General features: G+C 61.4%; 19 protein-coding genes and 1 riboswitch (1 of these 20 running past the window's edge). Of the genes, 12 read left to right on the forward strand and 7 right to left on the reverse strand.

Annotated features, from left to right (window positions below; all coding sequences use genetic code 11):
• The 3 genes from ACM561_RS03350 to ACM561_RS03360 all read left to right on the forward strand — a co-directional run.
• Positions 1-983, forward strand: the 3' portion of a protein-coding gene (locus tag ACM561_RS03350) for an FAD-dependent oxidoreductase (RefSeq protein WP_425908029.1). The gene continues 538 nt to the left of window position 1, outside the view; only the last 983 of its 1,521 coding nucleotides appear in the window; the start codon falls outside the window, past its left edge; its stop codon occupies positions 981-983.
• Between the two features lie 95 nt (positions 984-1,078).
• Positions 1,079-1,633, forward strand: a complete 555-nt coding sequence (locus ACM561_RS03355; protein ID WP_425908030.1) for a methylated-DNA--[protein]-cysteine S-methyltransferase — start codon at positions 1,079-1,081, stop codon at positions 1,631-1,633.
• A gap of 308 nt (positions 1,634-1,941) precedes the next feature.
• Positions 1,942-4,446: a TIGR02302 family protein gene (locus ACM561_RS03360; protein WP_425908031.1), complete on the forward strand. Its 2,505-nt coding sequence runs from the start codon at positions 1,942-1,944 to the stop codon at positions 4,444-4,446.
• On the opposite strand, the gene ACM561_RS03365 is transcribed toward ACM561_RS03360, so the two are convergent.
• Complete coding sequence (locus tag ACM561_RS03365; RefSeq protein ID WP_425908033.1) at positions 4,433-4,825, reverse strand: response regulator; 393 nt, start codon at positions 4,823-4,825, stop codon at positions 4,433-4,435. The genes ACM561_RS03360 and ACM561_RS03365 overlap by 14 nt on opposite strands.
• Positions 4,826-4,828: 3 nt before the next feature.
• On the reverse strand, positions 4,829-5,686 hold the full coding sequence (locus ACM561_RS03370; RefSeq protein WP_425908034.1) for an MJ0042-type zinc finger domain-containing protein: 858 nt from the start codon (positions 5,684-5,686) through the stop codon (positions 4,829-4,831).
• A 349-nt stretch (positions 5,687-6,035) separates the two neighbouring features.
• Between ACM561_RS03370 and ftsE the strand changes: the two genes are divergently transcribed.
• From ftsE to ACM561_RS03390, 4 genes are all read left to right on the forward strand, one after another.
• Positions 6,036-6,695, forward strand: a complete 660-nt coding sequence (gene ftsE / locus ACM561_RS03375) for a cell division ATP-binding protein FtsE (RefSeq protein WP_079445725.1) — start codon at positions 6,036-6,038, stop codon at positions 6,693-6,695.
• Positions 6,688-7,659: a cell division protein FtsX gene (locus ACM561_RS03380; RefSeq protein ID WP_079445726.1), complete on the forward strand. Its 972-nt coding sequence runs from the start codon at positions 6,688-6,690 to the stop codon at positions 7,657-7,659. The genes ftsE and ACM561_RS03380 overlap by 8 nt, the downstream gene beginning before the upstream one ends.
• A 94-nt stretch (positions 7,660-7,753) precedes the next feature.
• Positions 7,754-8,431, forward strand: a complete 678-nt coding sequence (locus ACM561_RS03385) for a YdcF family protein (RefSeq protein WP_079445727.1) — start codon at positions 7,754-7,756, stop codon at positions 8,429-8,431.
• Positions 8,432-8,518: 87 nt separating this feature from the next.
• Positions 8,519-9,277 (forward strand): lysophospholipid acyltransferase family protein, encoded by a 759-nt coding sequence (locus tag ACM561_RS03390; RefSeq protein ID WP_425908036.1) that lies wholly within the window; start codon positions 8,519-8,521, stop codon positions 9,275-9,277.
• Positions 9,278-9,341: 64 nt separating this feature from the next.
• Here the strand turns inward: ACM561_RS03390 and ACM561_RS03395 are convergent, their stop codons facing one another.
• A complete protein-coding gene (locus ACM561_RS03395) occupies positions 9,342-9,926 on the reverse strand; it encodes a gamma-glutamylcyclotransferase (RefSeq protein WP_425908037.1) in 585 nt (194 codons plus the stop codon).
• A gap of 227 nt (positions 9,927-10,153) precedes the next feature.
• Here ACM561_RS03395 and ACM561_RS03400 point away from each other — a divergent pair, with 227 nt between their 5' ends.
• Complete coding sequence (locus ACM561_RS03400; RefSeq protein ID WP_425908039.1) at positions 10,154-11,341, forward strand: DUF2125 domain-containing protein; 1,188 nt, start codon at positions 10,154-10,156, stop codon at positions 11,339-11,341.
• 19 nt (positions 11,342-11,360) lie between these two features.
• Here ACM561_RS03400 and ACM561_RS03405 read toward each other — a convergent pair whose 3' ends face one another.
• From ACM561_RS03405 to ACM561_RS03415, 3 genes are all read right to left on the reverse strand, one after another.
• On the reverse strand, positions 11,361-12,302 hold the full coding sequence (locus ACM561_RS03405) for a prephenate/arogenate dehydrogenase family protein (RefSeq protein ID WP_425908040.1): 942 nt from the start codon (positions 12,300-12,302) through the stop codon (positions 11,361-11,363).
• The gene (locus ACM561_RS03410; protein ID WP_425908042.1) at positions 12,299-13,396 is read right to left on the reverse strand and encodes a pyridoxal phosphate-dependent aminotransferase; all 1,098 of its coding nucleotides are present in this window, start codon (positions 13,394-13,396) and stop codon (positions 12,299-12,301) included. Before ACM561_RS03410 ends, ACM561_RS03405 begins: the two co-directional genes overlap by 4 nt.
• A gap of 126 nt (positions 13,397-13,522) precedes the next feature.
• Positions 13,523-14,374 (reverse strand): chorismate mutase, encoded by an 852-nt coding sequence (locus ACM561_RS03415; protein ID WP_425908044.1) that lies wholly within the window; start codon positions 14,372-14,374, stop codon positions 13,523-13,525.
• A gap of 280 nt (positions 14,375-14,654) precedes the next feature.
• A riboswitch (SAM riboswitch) is annotated at positions 14,655-14,734 on the forward strand.
• An 89-nt stretch (positions 14,735-14,823) separates the two neighbouring features.
• On the opposite strand from ACM561_RS03415, the gene metX reads away from it, so the two are divergent.
• The 3 genes from metX to ACM561_RS03430 all read left to right on the forward strand — a co-directional run bounded on the left by metX (position 14,824) and on the right by ACM561_RS03430 (position 17,737).
• Positions 14,824-16,023, forward strand: coding sequence for a homoserine O-acetyltransferase MetX (gene metX, locus ACM561_RS03420; protein WP_425908046.1), 1,200 nt, complete (start codon positions 14,824-14,826; stop codon positions 16,021-16,023).
• A gap of 1 nt (position 16,024) precedes the next feature.
• On the forward strand, positions 16,025-16,714 hold the full coding sequence (metW, locus tag ACM561_RS03425; protein WP_425909627.1) for a methionine biosynthesis protein MetW: 690 nt from the start codon (positions 16,025-16,027) through the stop codon (positions 16,712-16,714).
• A 408-nt stretch (positions 16,715-17,122) separates the two neighbouring features.
• On the forward strand, positions 17,123-17,737 hold the full coding sequence (locus tag ACM561_RS03430) for a TIGR02594 family protein (RefSeq protein WP_425908047.1): 615 nt from the start codon (positions 17,123-17,125) through the stop codon (positions 17,735-17,737).
• A 253-nt stretch (positions 17,738-17,990) separates the two neighbouring features.
• Here ACM561_RS03430 and ACM561_RS03435 read toward each other — a convergent pair whose 3' ends face one another.
• Complete coding sequence (locus ACM561_RS03435) at positions 17,991-18,767, reverse strand: MOSC domain-containing protein (protein WP_425908049.1); 777 nt, start codon at positions 18,765-18,767, stop codon at positions 17,991-17,993.
• A 218-nt stretch (positions 18,768-18,985) separates the two neighbouring features.
• Between ACM561_RS03435 and clpB the strand changes: the two genes are divergently transcribed.
• Positions 18,986-21,622: an ATP-dependent chaperone ClpB gene (gene clpB / locus ACM561_RS03440; protein ID WP_425908050.1), complete on the forward strand. Its 2,637-nt coding sequence runs from the start codon at positions 18,986-18,988 to the stop codon at positions 21,620-21,622.
• The last annotated feature ends 72 nt before the right edge of the window (positions 21,623-21,694 follow it).

Below are 21,694 nucleotides of genomic sequence, written 5' to 3' on the forward strand. Positions count from 1 at the left end.
AGGATTGGCTGCCGCTGCGCCCCGATGATTTTTATCAGCAGGCCGACATCGATCTGCGGCTGGGCACGACCGTTACCGCCATCGATCCGGCAGCGCGCCAGCTTTCGATCGACGGCGACGTCATTAGTTACGATCGGCTGTTGCTGGCAACCGGCGCCGAGCCGGTCAGGCTACCGATTGCGGGGGCAAACCTGCCGCACGTCCATACGTTGCGGTCACTCAAAGATTGCCGTGCCATCATCGATGCGGCGAAATCGGCGAGCCGGGTAGTTGTCATTGGGGCGAGTTTCATCGGTCTTGAGGTAGCGGCCTCGTTGCGTGCCCGCGGAATCGAGGTTCATGTCGTCGCGCCTGAATCGCGTCCGATGGAGCGCATTCTCGGTGCGGAGATGGGCGATTTCGTCCGTTCGCTGCATGAAGAACACGGCGTCATCTTCCATCTGGAGAATACGGTCACCGCGATCGGCGAGGAGAAAGTGACGCTTAGGAGTGGTGACGCACTGGAGGCCGATTTCGTGATCTTCGGTGTTGGCGTGAAGCCGCGCCTGGAGCTTGCGGAGAAGGCGGGACTGAAGATCGACCGCGGCGTGCTCGTCAACGAGTTCCTGGAAACGAGCGCGCCCGGCATCTACGCAGCCGGCGACATCGCGCGCTGGCCTGATCAGCGTTTCGGAGAGAACATTCGCGTCGAGCACTGGGTAGTGGCACAGCGTCAGGGCCAGGTTGCCGCGCGCAACATGCTGGGACACAACGAAAAGTATGACGTTGTGCCGTTTTTCTGGAGCCAGCATTATGATGTGCCAATCAATTATCTCGGACATGCGTTAACGTGGGATCAGATCGAGGTCGACGGAAACGTCGCCGATCGGGATTGCCTGCTGCGCTACAAGCATCAGGGGCGCGTGCTGGCGGCATCCTCGATCTATCGGGACATTGAGCACCTCAAGGAGGAAGTGGCGATGGAGCGCGCCGTCGTCTCCTGAAGCTCGGCTGGCACTATGGGAGCTAATCATCATTCGCGAGTTTTTGTGCGTAATCCCTTAACTCACGAATACGCCAGTTTGCGACGGAACATTCCGTGAGTGAACAGCTAAATGATCGTAAATTCGCGCTGTTCGATACCGCGATTGGAGTTTGCGGTATCGTTTGGACGGTGCGTGGTGTCGAAGCGGTGCAACTGCCGCTGCCGGATAAGGACAAAACCCGCATGCGCATTCTCCAGCGCTTCGGGAGCGTTGCAGAGGCAGTTCCGCCGGACGCTGTACAGGCTGCGATTGATGGCATGTATGCGTTGCTTGAAGGTAAGCCGACCGATTTATCCAATGTGGTGCTCGATCTCGACGGCGTAGGCGAATTTGATCGCCGCGTTTATGACATCGCACGCACCATTCCTCCGGGCAGGACGATGACGTATGGCGACATCGCCAAACGTCTCGGCGGCGTTGAACTGTCGCGCGACGTCGGTCAGGCGCTCGGCCGTAATCCGTGTCCGATCGTGGTGCCGTGCCATCGTGTACTTGCAGCCGGCGACAAGCCGGGAGGCTTCTCGGCGAACGGCGGCGTTGCGACCAAGCTGAAAATGCTTGCCATCGAGGGCGCGATCATCAATCACACGCCAAGCTTGTTCGATTGACCTGTATCCCGCAACTGCCGCTCCTGAGCGTTTTGTTGCGGAAGGCCTGGACCGGTCCGGCCTGACTGGACCGACCGGCGTATCACGCCGTCAGGCTGGGTCCGAGCGGTTAAGTCGTTTCCGATGCCTCATTGCCGCCGCCGTGGTAAGGTGCTGTTTATCTCGTTTCGAGTGGCGATGCGCGGGTTTGACCCGGATCAGGCGCCGCGCCGTCTGAAGAAACACAGATTAAAATCATCACGCTTCTCATTCTGTCAGAAGCGGAAAGGCTCCAAGGCCGGAATGGCTCCAGTAGCCCGGAGACACAGTTGAGCGGTGTTCCCTTCGATCCATCCAGTCAGGACGGCGACCAGCGTGAGTTGGCGGGACTTGAACTGACGCGAGCTCTGCAGCGCGCAAGGTGGGTGATCGCATGGGAGAGGGCATGGCCGCATCTTGCGCGGCTGCTTTGCGTCGGCGGGCTTTTTCTGGCGGTTTCCTGGGCTGGCGTTTGGCTTGTTCTACCAGTGATGGGACGCGCCGTTGCCCTTGCTGCATTTGTTCTGCTCGCCATTGCGGCGATGGCGCCTGCCATCAGGTTCCGCTGGCCCAGCCGCGAGGAAGGATTGGGTCGGCTCGACCGCAGTGCTGGTCTTCGCCATCGTCCCGTCACCGCGCTCGCCGACACGCTGGCGACCCGGGATCCGGTCGCGCATGCTTTGTGGCAGGCACAGCGCGCGCGCACGTTGACGGCGATCAAGCGTCTTCGCGCCGGGTTGCCGTCGCCGAGGCTACCGCTGCACGACCGCTGGGCGCTGCGATCGCTGGTGATGGTGCTGATGGTCGCGACCTATATCGCGGCGGACGGCGAACGGACCGAGCGCGTGGCTGCTGCGTTCGACTGGAATGGAATGCTGACATCGACCAATGTCAGGGTCGATGCGTGGGTGGCTCCGCCGCCTTATACCGGCAAGCCCCCGATCATCCTGTCCAAGACCAACGCGGATCCAGCGTCCTTCGATGGCGGGCCGCTTCCGGTGCCTGCGGGCAGCACGTTGACCGTGCGTTCGAGCGGAGGCAGCTTCGACGTGGCGCTCGGCGGCGGCGTGACTGAGAAGGCTCCTGCCGACAAGCCCCCGGAAGGTACGAACGAGCGGCATTTCACCATTGCCGCGGATGGTAGGGCTCGTGTGCGCGCGCCGGCGGGGCTACCGCAATGGACATTTAGCGCAATTGCCGATCGTGTCCCGGCCATATCGCTGGCCAAGCGGCCGGAGCGCCAGGCGCGCGGATCGTTGCTGATGTCCTATCGCCTGGAGGACGATTACGGCGTGACCGAAGCCCATGCGGAATTTTCGACCCGGCCTGGACCCGCTGCAAAGGACGGGGCGGTCGCGCGCCCATTGTTCGATCCGCCGCAATTCGCGCTGGTATTGCCGAATGCCAGACCCCGCAGCGGAATCGGGCAGACGGTCAAGGATCTGAGCGAAAGTCCTTACGCCGGCGCCGAATTGACCTTGACGCTGACCGCGCGCGACGATGCCGGAAACGAGGGGCGCAGCGAACCGCTCGACCTGCGCTTGCCGGAACGCGTGTTCACTAAACCGCTTGCGCGCGCGCTGATCGAGCAGCGTCGCATCCTGGCGCTGGACGCTAATCAGAACAGTCAGGTCCATACAGCACTCGATGCTCTCCTGATTGCGCCCGAGGTGTTCACTCCCAAGGTGGGGGAGTATCTCGGTCTTTACAACGTAACGAAACAGCTCGAGGAAGCGCGCATCGATGCCCAGTTACGTGAGGTCGTCGCCAGCCTCTGGGGGCTCGCCGTAAGCATCGAGGACGGCAATATCACAGACGTCGAGAAAGCGCTGCGTGCCGCGCAGGATGCACTGAAGGAAGCATTGGAGCGCGGCGCGAGCGATGAGGAGATCAAGAAGCTCACCGAGAATCTGCGCGCGGCGCTGGATAATTACCTGCGCCAGTTGGCCGAACAGATGCGCGACAATCCGGAGCAACTGGCGCGTCCGCTCGATCCCAACAGCAAGGTCATGCGCCCACAGGACCTCGACAACATGATCGAGCGCATGGAGCGTCTGTCCCGCTCGGGTGACAAGGACGCCGCCAGGCAATTGCTCGATCAGTTGCAGCAGATGCTCGAGAATCTGCAAATGGCGCAGCCGGGCCAGGGTGAGGGAGGAGATCTGCAACAGTCGCTGAATGAACTCGGTGACATGATCCGAAAGCAGCAGCAGTTGCGCGACAAGACCTACAGGCAGGGTTTGGATTCGCGTCGCGATCACAGCCAAGAGCCCAACGACCAGAATGCCATGAGTGGCCTGCAGCGGGATCAGCAGGCCCTGCGTGACAGGCTTCAGACATTGCAGCAGGAACTTGCCAAACGCGGAATGGGGCCGAGCCAGCGCGGCATGCAAGGGCAGCCGACCGGGCCAGGTGACGATCTCGGCCAGGCCGATTCCGCAATGGGCCAGGCCGACGGCCGGCTTGGCGAAGGTCATGCCGATGGCGCCGTCGACGCACAAGGCCGGGCCCTCGATGCGCTGCGCAAGGGCGCTCGGAGCCTTGCTGAAGCCTTGCAGCAGGGTGAAGATGGGCCGGATAGTCGAGTGGGCCGGCAGAATGGCGGTCAGACTGACCCGTTGGGGCGCCCGCTGCATGGCCGCGAATTTGGCAACGATACGACAGTCAAAATTCCTGGCGAAATCGACGTGCAGCGAGTGCGCCGCATTCTTGAAGAGTTGCGCCGCCGCATCGCCGATCCGTCACGGCCGAAAATCGAACTCGATTACATCGAACGATTGCTCAAGGATTACTGACCGTTCCGTCAATCCGTGTCCTCAACGCGCCGTCGACGGCAGAGCGGATATCGGCCACCGAGAACGGCTTCGTAACGACGTCGTGCACAATAGCGTTGAGACCCGAGGCGCGCTCGCGCTGATCGGCGAAACCTGTCATCAGCAGGATGGTCAGGTCAGGGAAATCGCGTGCGACGGCAAGGGCCAGCGCGATGCCGTCCATGATCGGCATCTTGATGTCAGTGAGCAGAAGGTCGAAAGCGCGCGCGTCATCTGTGAGAATATCCAGCGCTTCGGCGCCGTCGGCCGCGGTCACTGTCTCGTGGCCGTCCATGGCGATGGCGCGGGCGACCAGATACCGCATCGAGTCCTCGTCGTCAGCGATTAGAACCCGCGCCATGACTCAGGCTCCGTTTCCGGCTGCAAGGTCCTGCCGGTTGAAGAAACGAACACCGATCCTGCGGCCTTCAGGTGGCGGGGCCGCCAGCCGTGTCCGGAACCAGACGTTTTCGCCGGGCTTGAGCGCTGCCTGCTCGAGCACTGCGTTCCACGCGTAGATCTCGGTTTCATGCGCGTCACGGACACTGAAGCGCAGGCGCGGCAATTCGACCGACTTGCGGCTTTGCGCGACGATCATGCCTTCGATCACCAGCACCGGTTTGCCGTCGACGGTTTCGGTCGACGTCTTGACGTCCTTGAAGGCCAACCCGCGCAGATTTATCTCCAGTCCGGCCAGCCGATAGAACGTTGCGGTTTGCGGCAGCAAGCGCACGATCTCGACGCGCCAGATGACAAGAGCCAGCACCATCGCCGCCATCGCGACGCAGAAGGTGTTCAGAGTGATCGCTGGTGGGCGAAGCGCCAACAAGGGCTTGAGCCGGCCGCGGAACCGTGAAGCAATGGAGAGCGGACGCTTGTCATCACGCGCCGTATTGTCGTGGGGTGTATTGTCCTGTCGGGCCGGCGAAGTCCAGACACCGGCGAGATCCTGTGGCGGTCCCCCGAGTTCGGGGGATTTCGGCAAATCGCTGGCGATCGACGGACTGTCGACGGACGGCATGTCGCCGGTCTTCGGAGGATCGGTCCATCCCGCCATCTCGTCCGCTCCCGCCATCGTGGGGATGCGAACGTTGGCGATATTGTCAGGCGCCGCCCGCCATGTTTTCTTGCAGCGCGAACAGCGGACGGTGCGGCCCGTTCCGCCGAAACTTGCGAGATCGACCGCATAGGATGTCGTGCAGTGTGGGCATACGATGTGCATGGACGAATCGCCAGAAGTGACTGCTGGAAGTCTACGCGCTGACCGTTAACGAATCGGAAACCATAACCGACGCACAAGGGGACGAGGGTGAGCTTTGTGCCAGAGGTCACAGATGTGGTTGGGGCCGCGCCGGCGTCAGCCTCCCTCGGCCTAACGTTCGTGTGGTGATGATCCATTTTCTTCATTCAGCGAGGTGATCAAGGGACCTTTCGGTCCAACCACACCAGGATCATTGGGTTGTTGCATGGAGGGCGAACTTCGGAAACCGGCACATTAGTGTCCTTTCGAATCCCAGGTTCGCGAAAGGAAACGCTGGAATATTGCGAACTTGGAAATCGGGACACAAGGCTTGATCCGGTTCGAAAATGTCGGCTTGCGTTACGGGCTCGGCCCGGAGATTTTGCGCGACCTCAGCTTTAATCTTCCCGCCCGTTCCTTTCAGTTCCTCACCGGCCCGTCGGGCGCGGGTAAATCCTCCCTGCTGCGGCTGCTTTTTCTGTCGCTGCGGCCGACGAGGGGTCTTGTCAACCTGTTCGGTCAGGACGTCTCGCTGCTGAGCAAGGATGCGATCGCCGACTTGCGCAAGCGTATCGGGATCGTGTGGCAGGACTTTCGCCTGCTCGACCACATGACAACTTACGAAAACGTCGCATTGCCATTCCGGGTTATGGGCCGCGATGAGTCGACCTACCGCCGCGAAGTCATCGATCTTCTGAAGTGGGTAGGTCTTGGCGAACGCATGGATGCGCTGCCGCCGGTCCTGTCCGGAGGGGAGAAGCAGCGCGCGGCGATCGCTCGCGCGGTGATAGCGCGACCGCAGCTTCTGCTGGCGGACGAGCCGACCGGCAACGTCGATCCGACACTTGGGCAACGTTTGCTGCGGCTGTTCATCGAGTTGAACAAGTCCGGCACGGCGGTCATCATTGCCACCCACGATATCGCTCTGATGGATCAGTACGACGCGCGGCGGCTGGTGCTGCATCAGGGACGGCTGCACATCTATGAGTAAGGCAGGGGACGGACACGATGTGCTGATGGATCTCGGGCGCGAACGCCCGCAGGTGCCAGTCCGCGCACGCAATATGTCGCCGATCGTACCGCGTGCATCGATCGCAGGCCGTGCTCTAGTGGCCGTTGTTGCCATCATGACGTTTCTGGCGTCGATCACGACCGGGGCGGTGCTGCTGATCAACGCTTCGGCTGCGGAATGGCAGTCGGAGGTCGCGAGCGAAATCACCATCCAGGTGCGTCCCGTCGCGGGCCGCGACCTCGAGCGCGATGTAACCGCGGTCGCCGCCGCGGCTCGGGAGCATCCGGGAATCCTCGATGTCCGGCCGTACACCAAGGAGGAGTCGGGCAAGCTGCTGGAGCCTTGGCTCGGCAGCGGTCTGTCGCTCGACGATCTGCCGATACCGCGCATGATTGTGGCGCGCGCCGCGCCGGGGACCAGGCTCGATCTGGAAGGGCTTCGTAGCCGCGTGACGCAACTGGCGCCATCGACCAGCGTGGACGACCATCGCGCCTGGATCGACCGGATGCGATCGATGACCAACGCGACCGTGTTCGCCGGAATCGGTGTTCTCGCGCTGGTCATTATTGCGACCATTATCTCGGTATCGTTCGCGACCCGGGGGGCCATGGCGGCCAATCGTCCGATCGTCGAGGTGCTGCATTTCGTCGGGGCCAGCGACCGTTACATCGCCAATCACTTTCTGCGTCATTTCCTGCGGCTCGGGCTGAGGGGCGGCGTGATCGGTTGTGTCGCCGCGATGCTGATGTTCGGGTTCTCCGAATCGATCGCCAATTGGTTTTCCGGAACGCCGGTGGGAGATCAGTTTGCGGCGCTGCTGGGCACGTTCTCGCTGCGCCCGTCCGGCTATCTCGTGCTGGCTGGTCAGACGGTCCTGATTGCGGCGGTCACCGCCTGGGCTTCCCGCCGCACGTTGTTCGCGACGCTTGATGAGATCGATTGAGCAGTCGCTCAGGGCCAGCGCGACATTCCGGCGCGGCCGAATTCCACTTCGCCCCAAAACGCACTAAAGTCGAGGGGACCAGGACATCGAACGGATGAGTGAACAAACCCGCCATGACAAACCGGAAGCCTCGGGTCGGGTGCCGGCGCGGCGGCGTCGCACGTTGCTCGCGGCCGCGGTTGCCGCCGTTGGGATTGCCTTTGTCGGGGCAGGGGTGGGCTTCGTCGGATTTCTGTCGCAACTGCGAGGGGTGGAGACAAAGCCCGCCGGTAACGCGGACGGCATTGTCGTGCTCACCGGCGGCTCGTCGCGGATTTCCGATGCCGTCGAGTTGCTGGCCGGCGGCTACGGCAAGCGGCTGCTGATTTCGGGTGTTCATCCGACCAACGGGGTCAGCGATATTTCGCGCTCGTTGCCGGACAACCAGCGACTGCTGACATGCTGCGTCGATCTCGATCGCTCCGCGGTTAACACCCGGAGCAACGCAAGCGAGACGCGGCGCTGGGTCGACGAGCAGGGCTTCCGTTCGCTAATTGTGGTGACGTCGAATTATCATATGCCTCGCGCCATCGTCGAATTGTCGCATGCGATGCCGAACGTCACCTTGATTCCGTTCGCGGTCATCGGCGACAAGTGGCGCGAAGAGCCATGGTGGACCAGCGCCGCTACCCTGCGGCTCTTGTTATCGGAGTATGTCAAATACATCGCTGCGGAGGCGCGGGTTCGTCTGGCCCATCTTGGCCTCGAACTTCCCCCCGAAAACGGCGATTAGCCGACCGGGGCGTTCGACCACGCCGTCCGGCTTCGGGCTTTTGCAATTAGACTACGCGCCAATTAACACCACGGAATTGGATGCTTGATGATTTCGATCTTTCTGCGCTCGCTGGTCTTTAACGTTCTGTTCTATTTGACGATGGCAGTCTGGATCATTGCCGCGCTGCCGACATTCGTGATGCCGCGCGCGGTGTTGGTCAGGATGGCGAAGGCTTGGGGACGCTGGAATATCTGGCTGATGCGCGTCATCTGCGGCACGCGCGTCAAAATCCTCGGTACCGGGAGGATTCCAAAGGGCCCCCTGATCTTCGCCTCGAAACATCAGTCGATGTGGGAGACCTTCGCCCTCTTTAGTCTCATCGATCAGCCTGTCGTCATTCTCAAGCGCGAGCTGACATGGATTCCGTTCTTTGGCTGGTATCTGATGAAGACGGGCATGATCGGCATCGACCGCAAAGCCGGCATACGCTCGCTCAAGATGTTGATCCGGACGACGCGGGAGGAGATGCGTCTCGGGCGTCAGCTCGTTATTTTCCCGGAAGGCACGCGACGTTCGATCGGAGCCCCGCCCGCTTACAAGAGCGGCGTCGCCATGATCTATGCCGAAGGGGATGTGCCGTGTGTTCCGGTGGCTCTCAACTCCGGTCTGTGCTGGCCCCGCCGGACGTTCCTGCGTTATCCGGGAACGATTACGGTTGAATTCCTCGAACCGCTGCCACCGGGACTGCGGCGCGATGAATTCATGTCGCGGTTGATGGCGTCGATCGAAGGGTCGACCGCTTCCCTGGTCGAGTTGGGACTGCGTGAGCAGGGGCGGTTGTTGGGTCGGGCAGCGGAGGATTAGAGCATGATCTCGACACGCCAAAGAGACAAACCGCAGATCTCATGCAAAACTGTTTGAATCGCAGCTACCTTGGCAACGGCGCGTCATTGTGCAGCAGTTCTGCCAGCTGATGAAGTTTAGGGTCGCGAAAGCCCTGTGACTCGATCGACTTCACGGTCGACAATACATAGTCCCGATTGTGTCCGGATCGGCCATGCCCCTGGCGGACATAATGGACCTGTTCCGCCAGCGTCAGCCGTCCAGCATACTGGACATGTCCGCGATCGACCACGTAAGCGAGCGCGCTGACCCGCCGGCGCGCGTCGTCCTCGAGCCAGACGGAGCGCGTCACCTCGCGGTAGACGTGGGTGGTCTGCTCGCGCTCCCGCAAATACGCAATTGTGGTCTCGCGCCGGTTGGCTGCAACGCGGAATGCGATGCCCCGGCAAGCTCCCCCCCGGTCGAGCCCGAGAACCAGCCCCGGTCTCTCCGGCGTCCCGCGATGGTCGAACGAATAGACGCAGAGCGCCCGGTGCTCGCCGATCAGCCGCGCCGGAATCTGCTCGGCAAAATCGAATCCCGGTCGCCACATCAGCGAACCATAGGCAAATACCCAGAGATCGCTGTCGGACCTACCAATAGCCGGGTCAACTAGTTCCTGCACACTCATCCACGCTCCAGCCAGAGCGTATCCAGCAAAGTGGATACCGAATACGCACAAGCTATTATAATTGAGAGCATTTTCTTAGGGCTAGCCGGGATTTACCTAGCCGACAGATGCTTTAACAGAGCGGCACCACCAGGCGAAGCGGAACGAAAGGGGCTGGTTTTGCCGAAGTTGCGCGACTATGGTCGGAGACCCCCGCCACCTGACAAATTCACGAGCCAGCCTCCCGCATGAACGCTGCCAACGCCTCTCGCAAGCACCGTCTTTGGCCCGTCTTCGTCATGCCCGTGCTGGTGGTCATCGCCGCCGCGGCTTGGAGCGCGTTCTGGTTTTATGCCGCCTCCCAGGTCGATCAGACGGTCGATGCCTGGCGCGCGCGCGAGGCCGCGTCCGGGCGCAACTATGATTGCGCCAAGCGAACTGTCGCCGGATTCCCCTTCCGTCTTGAGGTTCACTGCAAGGATGCGACCGTCGAGCTAAAGTCGCAGACGGCCGATCAGGCGGCGATAGCGCCACTGACCGCGCGCCTCGGGGATATCCTGGTGGTCGCGCAGATCTATACTCCGAAACTGCTGATCGCAGAGTTCAAGGCCCCGGCAACGCTATCCCAACATGGACAGCCGGTGATGGTCGTCAACTGGAGCATCGCGCGCAGCAGCATTGTCGGATTGCCAGGTACTCCGCAGAGCGCGGATATCGTTTTCCAAGATCCAGTGATCGACCGTGTCGCAGCCTCGGTGCAGACCCCGGTTGCGCGCGCCAAGCAAGTTGAGCTTCACGGCCGCATCGCGGAGAACTCCAGACCAGATCATCCGGCGATCGAGACCGTCCTTGAATTGACCGGGGCGACCATTCAGGACGCTCATCCGGTGCTGACTGCGCCATTCGATGCTGATATCCGGGCGGTCGTACATGGGCTGAAGGATTTCACGCCGAAACCCTGGCCGGTGCGGTTTCGCGAATTGCAGGCGGCGGACGGCCGTATCGAGATCAAGCAGTCGCGTATCCAGCAGGGCGATCTGATCGCGATAGCCGCGGGTTCGCTAGGGCTTACCGCCGACGGACACCTCGACGGCGAGTTGCACATGACAGCAACCGGTTTCGAGAAGGTGATTCCGGCGCTCGGAATCGAGAAAATGCTGGAGCAGGGCGTGCCGCAGGATACTCTCGATAAGGTCGCGCCTGGCGTGAAGACAAAGGATATCGACAATCTATTCGGTGCGCTGGACCGGGCGATTCCGGGGTTGGGTAAGGCCGTGCGCGAGAACGCCAATGTTGGTGTTGTGGCGGGCCTCGCCGCGATCGGTCAGGAGGCAACGCTGGAAGGAAAAAAGGCGCGCTCTTTCCCGTTGCGGTTCGTTAACGGCGCAGTCTTCATCGGGCAGTTGAAGGTCGCTCAGACGCCGCCGCTGTTCTGAATGCGCCGCTCAGGACAGCTTACTCAGGTTTTTTCTGTGCGCCGGTTTGCAGCCGCCCGAAATCGGGAGCCGCGGAATCCTGGCCGATCTCGACGATGCCGCGGCGGATCGCGCGGGTGCGGGTGAAGTGCTCAAAAAGCGCTTCGCCATCGCCGCGGCGCATGGCGCGCGTCAGCTTGGAGAGATCTTCGTTGAAGGTGCCTAGCATTTCCAGCACCGCATCCTTGTTGGCCAGAAATACGTCGCGCCACATCGTGGGATCGGAGGCGGCGATGCGTGTGAAGTCGCGAAAGCCGCCGGCGGAAAATTTCATCACTTCGGAGGATGTGACCTCGCCGAGTTCGTCCGCGGTGCCAACAATGGTGTAAGCGATCAGGTGCGGCAGATGGCTGGTGATCGCCAGCACCAAATCATGATGTTGAGGGGTCATGATCTCGACTCTGGCGCCGATCGCGGTCCAGAACGCGCGCAACTTGTCGACGGCGGCGATATCCGTTTTGTCCGGCGGCGTCAGTATGCACCAGCGATTGATAAACAGTTCGGCGAAGCCGGAATCCGGACCCGAGTGCTCAGTGCCGGCCACCGGATGTGCTGGCACGAAATGCACGCTGGTGGGCAGATATGGGGCCATCTCGCGGACGACGGCGCCTTTCACCGATCCCACGTCGGAGACAATGGCGTCCGGCCGGAGGTGAGATGCGATCTCTTGCGCCACCGCACCGCACGCCCCGACTGGAATACAGAGGATCACGAGGTCGGCGTCGCTTGCGGCCTCGGCGTTGGTGTCCACCACGCGATCGACGATGCCGAGCTCCGTTACCCGCGCACGGGTCTTCGCGGAGCGTGCGGTGACGACGATTTCGCCAGCGAGGCCTTGCGCGCGCGCGGCGCGCGCGATCGAACCGCCAATCAGGCCGAATCCGATCAGCGCGATCCGCCGGAATAAGGGCGGTGCGGTCATGCCTGCGCCATGAAGTCGCGCAAGCCATCCGCCACCAGCCGGTTGGCTTCCTCGGTGCCGATGGTCATGCGCAAGGCATTCGGCAGGCCGTAATTGTCGAGCGCACGAAGCACGAGGCCGCGTTTGGTCAGAAACGCGTCGGCCTCAGACGCCGTCTTGCCCTTGGTGTCCGGGAAGTGGATCAGGATGAAGTTCGTCACGCTGGGCGTGACCTTGAGGCCGAGCTTTGTCACTTCGTCCGTTAGCCAGTTGCGCCACTCTTCCGTGTGAACCTTCGACATCTGAACGTGCGCGGTGTCCTCGATCGCGGCTACGGCCGCAAGCATTGCCGGCGTCGAGACGTTGAAGGGGCCGCGGATCCGGTTCACGGCATCGACGATATGCGCCGGGCCGAACATCCAGCCGATCCGCAGCGAGGCCAAGCCGTGGATCTTGGAGAAGGTATGGGTTAGCACGGTATTTTCCGTCGTCGCCACCAGTTCGATGCCGAATTCGTAGTCGTTGCGCGACACATAATCCGAATAGGCGCCGTCGAGCACCAGCAATACGTGGGATGGCAAGCCCGCGCGCAACCGCCTGATCTCGTCGAACGGCAGGTAGGTGCCGGTCGGATTGTTTGGATTAGCGAGCCAGACCATCTTGGTCTTCGGCGTGACCCGCTTGAGGATCGCGTCGATGTCTGCGGTGTAGTCGGTCTCCGGTGCGACGACGTTTGTCGCGCCGTTTGCTAAGGTCGCAATCGGGTACACCAGAAAGCCGTGCGTGGTCGAAATCGCTTCGTCGCCGTGGCCGAGAAAGGTATGCGCCAGCAGGTTGAGGATCTCGTCGGATCCCGCGCCGCAGATAATGCGGTCCGGGTCGAGCCCGTAGGCGCGCCCGATGGCTGCGCGCAACACGCGCGAGGTGCCTTCCGGATAGCCTTCGAGGTGAGCCACGGCATCGCGATAAGCGTCCATCGCCTTCGGCGAAGGGCCGAACGGCGTTTCATTGGCCGACAGCTTGAACACTTTGCGGCCCGCCTCCGGTACCGGACTCTTGCCGGGCGTGTAGGGCGCAATATCGAGAATGCCGGGATTCGGCACCGGTCGAGACATCATTTGCTCCGGACTAGAGCCTTTCGCTTCTGATGGAATCAGAAGCGGGGCTCTAAGATTTTGATTTGACGCGTTTTCTTCACGCGAAGCGGTATCCACTTCGCTCGAAAACGCTGTAGCGGGACGTTACGGACGAGCCGCCCTGCTGGAAGGCATCGTATAGCGCGTTGCGTGACTGCCGACGAGGGCCATTGAACGGACCGACGCGCCGGCTTCGATTAGCGCCGATTTGATGGTGTCGAGGCTGGTGCCGCCCGTGATGGACACCAGCAGCGCGGCGCCGTCGAAGGCGCCGTCGGGCACTGCAACGATCTCGGCGAGCGGCGACAGTGTGCGGGCGGTATTGGCATTCCAGCCGGAGACGCGCACGCTCCAGGTCTCTACCTCCGTGACTCGCGCATCGTCGGCGACTCGTGAGATCACGAACACCGGCAGTGCGGCCGGATGATCGGCGCGCTCGATGAAGGGCAGGCGTGCGATGATCCTCGGCGCGCCGTCGGCTTCCAGTGCAAGCCACCATGGCGCGCGGCTCGATGTCGCCGAGACGAGCGCGAGGTCGCCTTTCGCATTCGCCACGGCTTCCACAGCGGCTTGCGCATTGAAGTGCGGCATGAAGGGTATGGTGAATCCGAAATGGAAGCGCGCGGAATCCCGCATCGCGGATTCGCCGAGCGACAGATCGGCGTGCAGCGAGAAGGGCGCCTGAACGTAGGTGAAGGTTGCGATGATGACGCGCCAGATGCTTTCGACGGTGTCGAGCGGCAGGATGCCGCGATGGCGCTGCGCCAGACGCCGCATCATGTCAGCCTCGCGCGCCGGCCGGAATGCCGAGCCGACCTCCTGGGTCTGCTTCACCGATATCAGGCGGTCAATGATGTCGCCGCGCTGCATCAGCAGGTTGTGAACCTGCTCGTCGATGGCGTCGATCTCTTTGCGCAATTCTTGCAGAGATGGAGGCGCGGGGGAGATTTTCGTCATGGATGCAACCTGTCGGCCGCAGGAAGGAGCGTCGGCCGCGGTCCGCTTCTAACATTCGCATCCCGTTTCAGCGAGCCTTCTTGCGAATGTTGGAAGCGACCATAGAGCCACGTTTCTTATAGAGACAGAAGCTTGGCTTCATGGGTTGGATATGACGCGTTTTCTTCACGTGAACCGGTATCCACTTCGCTCTCGAAAACGCTCTGGCCTCGGTCGTGATCGTCGGTTGGTAGCAGCCGGTCTGCTTGTCTTGACGAAAAGCATGCAGCGGACTATTTTTCGTCCGTTCCGTGGTCATTTGAGCCGGCCGGCTTGCAGCCACGTTAAACAACTCGCTAAACAGGCCGGGGACAGCGAAATCCTGATCCCGGCCGAACCCAAGTTCGGGCCGGGTTTTTTATGGCCTGCGGTCCGGTGGTTTCCCGAAGCCCCGGCGGGGGCAGTGCAGGATGGTAAACGTGCAATCGATACCGGGTCCGGCTCAAGCCGAGTATCGAGCCCAGGAAGCAGATCGTCCCACGTCGCAGGTCGCGATCTTCGGAAGCGATCAACCGCTTCCGCTCGATTGCGGCATCGATCTCGCGCCGTTCCAGATTGCCTATCAGACCTATGGTGAACTCAATACTGCAAAATCCAATGCCATCCTGATTTGCCATGCCCTCACCGGGGACCAGCATGTGGCTAACCTTCATCCGCTCACCGGAAAACCAGGCTGGTGGGTGACCCTGGTGGGACCCGGCAAACCGCTCGACACCGAGAAGTATTTCATTATCTGCTCCAACGTGATCGGGGGCTGTATGGGCTCGACGGGTCCCGCCTCGATCAATCCCGCGACCGGCAAGGTGTGGGGCCTGGACTTCCCGGTCATCACCATCCCTGACATGGTGCGCGCGCAGGCCATGCTGATCGACCGCCTCGAAATCGACACGCTGTTTTCGGTGGTCGGTGGCTCCATGGGCGGCATGCAGGTGCTGCAGTGGTGTGCGGCCTATCCGAAGCGCGTGTTCTCAGCGCTGCCCATCGCCTGCAGCACGCGCCACTCCGCGCAGAATATCGCGTTTCACGAACTGGGACGGCAAGCGGTAATGGCCGATCCCGACTGGCGCGATGGCCGCTATGTCGAGCAGGGCACCCATCCCCACCGGGGCCTGGGCGTAGCGCGGATGGCCGCACACATTACTTATCTGTCGGACGCGGCGCTGCATCGCAAGTTCGGACGGCGGATGCAAGATCGCGAGCTGCCGACATTTTCGTTCGACGCGGATTTCCAGGTCGAAAGTTATTTGCGCCACCAGGGATCGTCATTCGTCGAGCGCTTTGATGCCAACAGCTATCTCTATCTCACGCGAGCGATGGACTATTTCGATGTGGCGGCCGATCATGACGGCGTGTTGGCCGCCGCGTTTCGCGATACCCACACCCGGTTCTGCGTGATCTCGTTCACCAGCGACTGGTTGTTTCCGACCTCCGAATCGCGGGCGACCGTGCATGCCCTCAATGCCGGCGGTGCGCGGGTCTCGTTCGCAGAGATCGAGACCGATCGCGGCCATGATGCCTTCCTGCTCGACGTTCCCGAGTTCTTCGATATCGCGCGTGCGTTCCTGGAATCTGCGGGAAAGACCCGCGGCGTGGCCGATGCAGGGCAATGAGATGAGTGTGGAGCAGCCAGCCCTGCCGTTGGATGAGGTCGCTCCGCGGGCGGACGACCGTTATCGCAGCGATCATCTCCTGTTGGCGGAGATGATCAAGCGAGGTTCAAAGGTTCTGGACGTCGGTTGTGGCGACGGCGATCTTTTGCAACTGCTCGAGACGCGGGGCATCGATGGCCGCGGCATTGAGCTGTCGCGGGAGGGCGTCAATCGTTGCGTGGCGAAGGGGCTCGCGGTGGTGCAGGGCGACGCCGATACCGACCTTATCGACTATCCCGACGATGCCTTCGACTACGTCATCCTGTCGCAGACCTTGCAGGCCACACGGCAACCGAAAACAGTGCTGGAAAATCTGCTACGGATCGGCCGGCATGCCGTCGTTTCGTTTCCGAATTTCGGCTACTGGAAGATGCGTGTTCAGCTTCTGATCGGCGGCCACATGCCGCGCACGGACAACCTGCCGGCGACATGGTACGACACCCCGAATATCCATTTCTGTACCATCAAGGATTTCGTCCAGCTCTGCGACGAGATCAACGTCAAGATCGAGCGTGCGGTCGCGCTCAATCTTTACGGCCGGCCGCTGCGGTTCAACGCGCCTTGGTGGTTTTGGAATATGTTCGGGGAGCAGGGAGTGTTTCTGCTTAGCCGGGCGGAGAAGATCGCTCAGGCTTCGACAAAGGACGAGTAGACAAAGGACAAGTAAAGGTACTTTTCGTCCACTCGCGTTCATGATTATGGATTGATCGCGCGAACGATTTCCATCCTGATTTAGCTCCTGAAAAGATCGAGTTCCACGCGCTCCAGGGCTCGAGGAACCGGTTTGCGGCGCAACGTGACCAGTACTCCGGCGTCTTATAAATGGGCTTGGTAACTTACGCCTTATCTCAAAATACCTTTTTAAATCATCAATTTGGAAAAACACGGCGCTCTATCAAAAGGCGTATTGCATCGCAGATATGCGCTACGCGCAGTGCAGGTATGACTTCAAAAAGCCTGCCCCCCGTGATTTTAAGGCCCGCGTTTTCTCGGCACGACATAAGAGCGGAGTTCACCGTGACGCGTGTGGGGAAGTGGGAGGTGTCACAGGGGAGCAAGTATGTTCCAGTTAGTTGCGTTGCGCTGGTTGCCGCGTATTTTGGCACTGGCGGTGTGTTTCTTGGCCGTGGTCGCTTTTGCGATACCGGCCTCGGCTAGATCTTATCATCGTGCGGGACACTACGCGCACGTTCATCACCATCATCACGTTCACCGGCAGTATCGTCATCACAGATACCGCTACACGCGGCGATCTCACGTGCGTGAGAGGAGGGACGCCAACGCGGCCCTCACTCCGGGGGCGGGATTTTCAGGCGGAGGCCTGGTCTCGAATGTTGTTGCGGAAGCCCGGCGCTACATCGGAGGTAACCCCACCGGTCGTAGCCGGCTCTGGTGCGCGCGGTTCATGAACATGGTTCTGAAGCGCGCTGGACACCAGGGAACGGGCTCCGACATGGCGCGTTCATTCGCGCATTACGGGCAGCGCGTGTCCGGTCCGCGGGTTGGCGCCATTGCCGTCATGACTCGACGCGGCGGCGGCGGTCACGTCGGTGTCGTCACCGGTGTTGACCGGCGCGGCAACCCCATTGTCGTATCGGGCAATCACGGCCGTCGTGTTGCGGAGTCGGTCTATCCGCGCAGCCGCGTCTACGCCTATGTGGTGCCGACAAACTAAGACGACGATGCCGGTTGCCGTTCCTTACAAAGGAGACGAGAGCCGGTAAGTGGACGGGCGGGTTAATTCGATGAGCTCCCGCTCCTGCGGCACGGACGATGTCCGTGCCGCCTTCCTTTGCGATCCAGACGGGAGACGAACCGCAGCCCGGCTTTACCGAAGCTGGAGCTATTTCCGTTCCGATACGGAACGAGGATTCAGATTCTTGTTTTGACGCGTTTTCTTGATGCGCCAGGTATCGCCCGAAAACGCTCTATTCCGGAAGCGTTTCGACTTTATCGTCGATCCTGATCGTGCCGCCGGTGACGACTTCCGCATAAACCCCACAATCGCAATGCCCCAACGTTCGCATCAGCGTGCGCGGAATGTCGAGATCGCGTGCCGCAGTCTCTGGGTCGACGTCGGTGGCGGTGCATCGGACGATGCGCTTGACCACCTTGAGCTGGATGTCGCCGATCGCGAGTGTGCGCTCCAGCAAGTCGAGTTCGCTCCAGGCCGGCCAGCCTCGGACGTACAGGTTGGCGCGGAAGCGTAGCGGGTGAACCGGCTGCTCCACCATTTTTTCGATCGCGGCGACACTCTCGAGATTGATGATCGAAACCACTTTCCTTGCGACGTCCGAAAAGCTGTGTCCGTTGCCGACGAGAACCTGGGGCGGTCCCCTCAGTTCCTGCGAGAAGTTGGCGGCGAAGAACCGTTCAACCGCGGCGCGGCCCTCGGCTGTTCCGAGATCGGCGCGTACTGCCTCCTCGCCGTCAGTCCGGATTGTCAAAACTCGGCTGGTGTCGTCATAACGGCTGTGGAGCGTAGCGAGCCGCTCGTCGCGCATCAGCATCAGAAACCTGGATTTTGGGAAATATCGAGGCACGGCAGGGTCGAATCCGGTCGGACCGTTCTCGATCGCATAGCTGCGGTCGCCAGAAACGGTCTCGCCGGGGGTAAGCATCGCGTGTTGCAAAGGTTCGGCGGACAAACCTTTGACGGGATAGCGGTAAAGGGCGGTAACGGCTGCATTGGAAATTTCAGACATGGTGTTCTTTAAGAGATTCCTGCGAGCCTTGCCATCGGCTTCGAATCTCCGAACCATGCCCCTTCATTTCCTGGGAGCGTATTCCTACATTTGTCACCGCCGGAACGATCCGGCGTCGACCGCTGCCGATTGAGGAACGTCAATGCGGCGGCGGAACCCCAATGAGGATGCTGCTTTCGTGCCTTCGGGGCGAAGGCGGCAGGCCGAGGGAGATTTCCATGAACGTTGAAAAATATACCGAGCGGGTGCGCGGGTTCATTCAGTCGGCGCAGTCGTTGGCGATGCGCGAAGGCCACCAGCAGTTTACGCCGCTGCACCTTTTGAAGGTGCTGCTCGACGACAGCGAAGGCTTGGCGGGAAGCCTGATCGATCGCGCCGGCGGAAATTCGCGCGCGATCCTGAAAGCCACCGAAGCCGAGCTCAACAGAATGCCGAAGGTGTCGGGCGCCGGAGCGGGCCAGATCTATCTGGCGCCGGCCACGGCGCGCGCGCTCGATGCCGCGGAACAGGCGGCCGAAAAGGCCGGCGATAGCTTTGTCACGGTGGAACGGCTGTTGCAGGCGCTGTCGCTCGACAAGGACAGCGACGCGTTCAAATTGCTGAAGGACGGCGGCGTCACGCCGCAGAACCTTAACGCAGTGATCAATGCGCTGCGCAAGGGGCGGACTGCGGATAGCGCCACGGCGGAAAACGCCTATGACGCGCTGAAGAAATACGCCCGCGACCTGACCCAGGCGGCGCGTGATGGCAAGCTCGATCCAGTGATCGGCCGTGACGAGGAAATCCGCCGCACCATCCAGGTGTTGTCACGCCGCACCAAGAACAATCCGGTGCTGATCGGCGAGCCGGGCGTCGGCAAGACCGCGATTGCGGAAGGTCTGGCGCTGCGTATCGTCAACGGCGACGTGCCGGAAAGCCTCAAGGACAAGAAGCTGCTCGCGCTCGACCTCGGATCGCTGATCGCGGGCGCGAAATACCGCGGCGAGTTCGAGGAACGGCTCAAGGCGGTGTTGCAGGAAGTCACGTCGGCGGACGGCGGTATCGTTTTGTTCATCGACGAAATGCACACGCTGATCGGCGCCGGCAAGGCCGATGGCGCCATGGATGCGTCGAACCTGTTGAAACCCGCGCTGGCGCGCGGCGAATTGCATTGCGTCGGCGCGACCACGCTGGACGAGTACCGCAAGCATGTTGAAAAGGATGCGGCGCTGGCGCGGCGTTTTCAGCCGATCTTCGTGTCCGAGCCGACGGTCGAGGACACCGTCTCGATTCTGCGCGGACTCAAGGACAAGTATGAGCAGCATCACGGCGTCCGTATCGCCGACAGCGCGCTCGTTGCTGCCGCCACGCTGTCCAACCGCTATATCACCGACCGCTTCCTCCCCGACAAGGCGATCGACCTCGTCGACGAAGCGGCAGCGCGGCTGAAGATGCAGGTCGACTCGAAGCCGGAAGAACTCGATTCGCTCGACCGCGAGATCGTGCGGCGGAAAATCGAGCAGGAAGCGTTGAAGAAGGAGAACGATCTCGGCTCCAGGACGCGCCTCGCGAATCTCGAGAAAGAGCTGGTTGGTCTGGAAAAGCAATCGGTGGATCTGACTTCGCGTTGGAACACCGAGAAGAACAAGCTGTCTGACGCCGCGAAGCTCAAGAGCGAACTCGATCAGGCGCGAATTGAACTTGCCAACGCGCAACGACGCGGCGAATACCAGAAAGCCGGCGAACTGGCCTATGGGCGGATTCCGGAGCTCGAAAAACGTCTCACGACCATCGAGGCGGGCGAAGACAGTACGATGATGAACGAGACGGTGACGCCGGACAGTATCGCTCAGGTGGTGTCGCGCTGGACCGGCGTTCCCGTCGACAAGATGCTCGAGGGCGAGAAGGAAAAGCTGCTGCGCATGGAAGAAAGTCTTGCGGCCCGGGTCGTCGGGCAGTCCGAGGCCGTGCGCGCGGTCGCAACTGCGGTTCGTCGTGCTCGCGCGGGCCTGCAGGATCCCCACCGGCCGATGGGCTCGTTCATGTTCTTGGGGCCCACCGGCGTCGGCAAGACCGAACTGACCAAGGCGCTTGCCGCCTACCTGTTCGACAACGAGACCGCGATGGTTCGCATCGACATGTCCGAATACATGGAGAAGCACTCGGTGGCGCGGTTGATCGGTGCGCCTCCCGGCTATGTGGGTTATGACGAGGGCGGCGCGCTCACTGAAGCGGTGCGGCGGCGTCCATATCAGGTCGTGCTGTTCGACGAAATCGAGAAGGCGCACCCGGATGTATTCAACGTGCTGCTGCAGGTGCTCGACGACGGTCGCCTGACCGACGGACAGGGCCGCACGGTGGATTTCCGCAACACGCTGATCATCATGACATCGAACCTCGGCTCGGAATTCCTGGTCAATCAGCCGGATGGCGAAGATACCGGTGCGGTGCGCGAGCAGGTGATGGAGATGGTGCGCGCGCATTTCCGTCCTGAATTCCTCAATCGCGTCGACGAGATCATTCTGTTCCATCGATTGCAGAAGAGCGAGATGGGCCGGATCGTCGAAATTCAGTTCTCAAGGCTGCAAAAGCTGCTGGAAGATCGCAAGATCGTGCTCGATCTCGACGCCGCGGCACGCGACCGACTGGCCGAGAAAGGCTGGGATCCTGCCTACGGCGCGCGGCCGCTCAAGCGCGTGATCCAGCGCAGCGTGCAAGATCCGCTGGCTGAAATGATCCTGGCGGGTACCATACACGACGGTGACCATGTCGCGATTTCGGTCAAAGACGGCGTACTTACCTTCAATGGCGAGGCGCCGCTGGCCGCCAATATCGAGCAGTTCGCGCGTCCGATGCCCAGGCGCAAGCTGCACTGAGATACGTGTCAATCCTTCCTGCATCGCAGGGAGGGTTGGACATCGCCGTAGGCCGGTTACGCGACCATCGTT

Source organism: Nitrobacter sp. TKz-YC02 (genome assembly GCF_049852135.1).
GTDB lineage: Bacteria > Pseudomonadota > Alphaproteobacteria > Rhizobiales > Xanthobacteraceae > Nitrobacter > Nitrobacter vulgaris.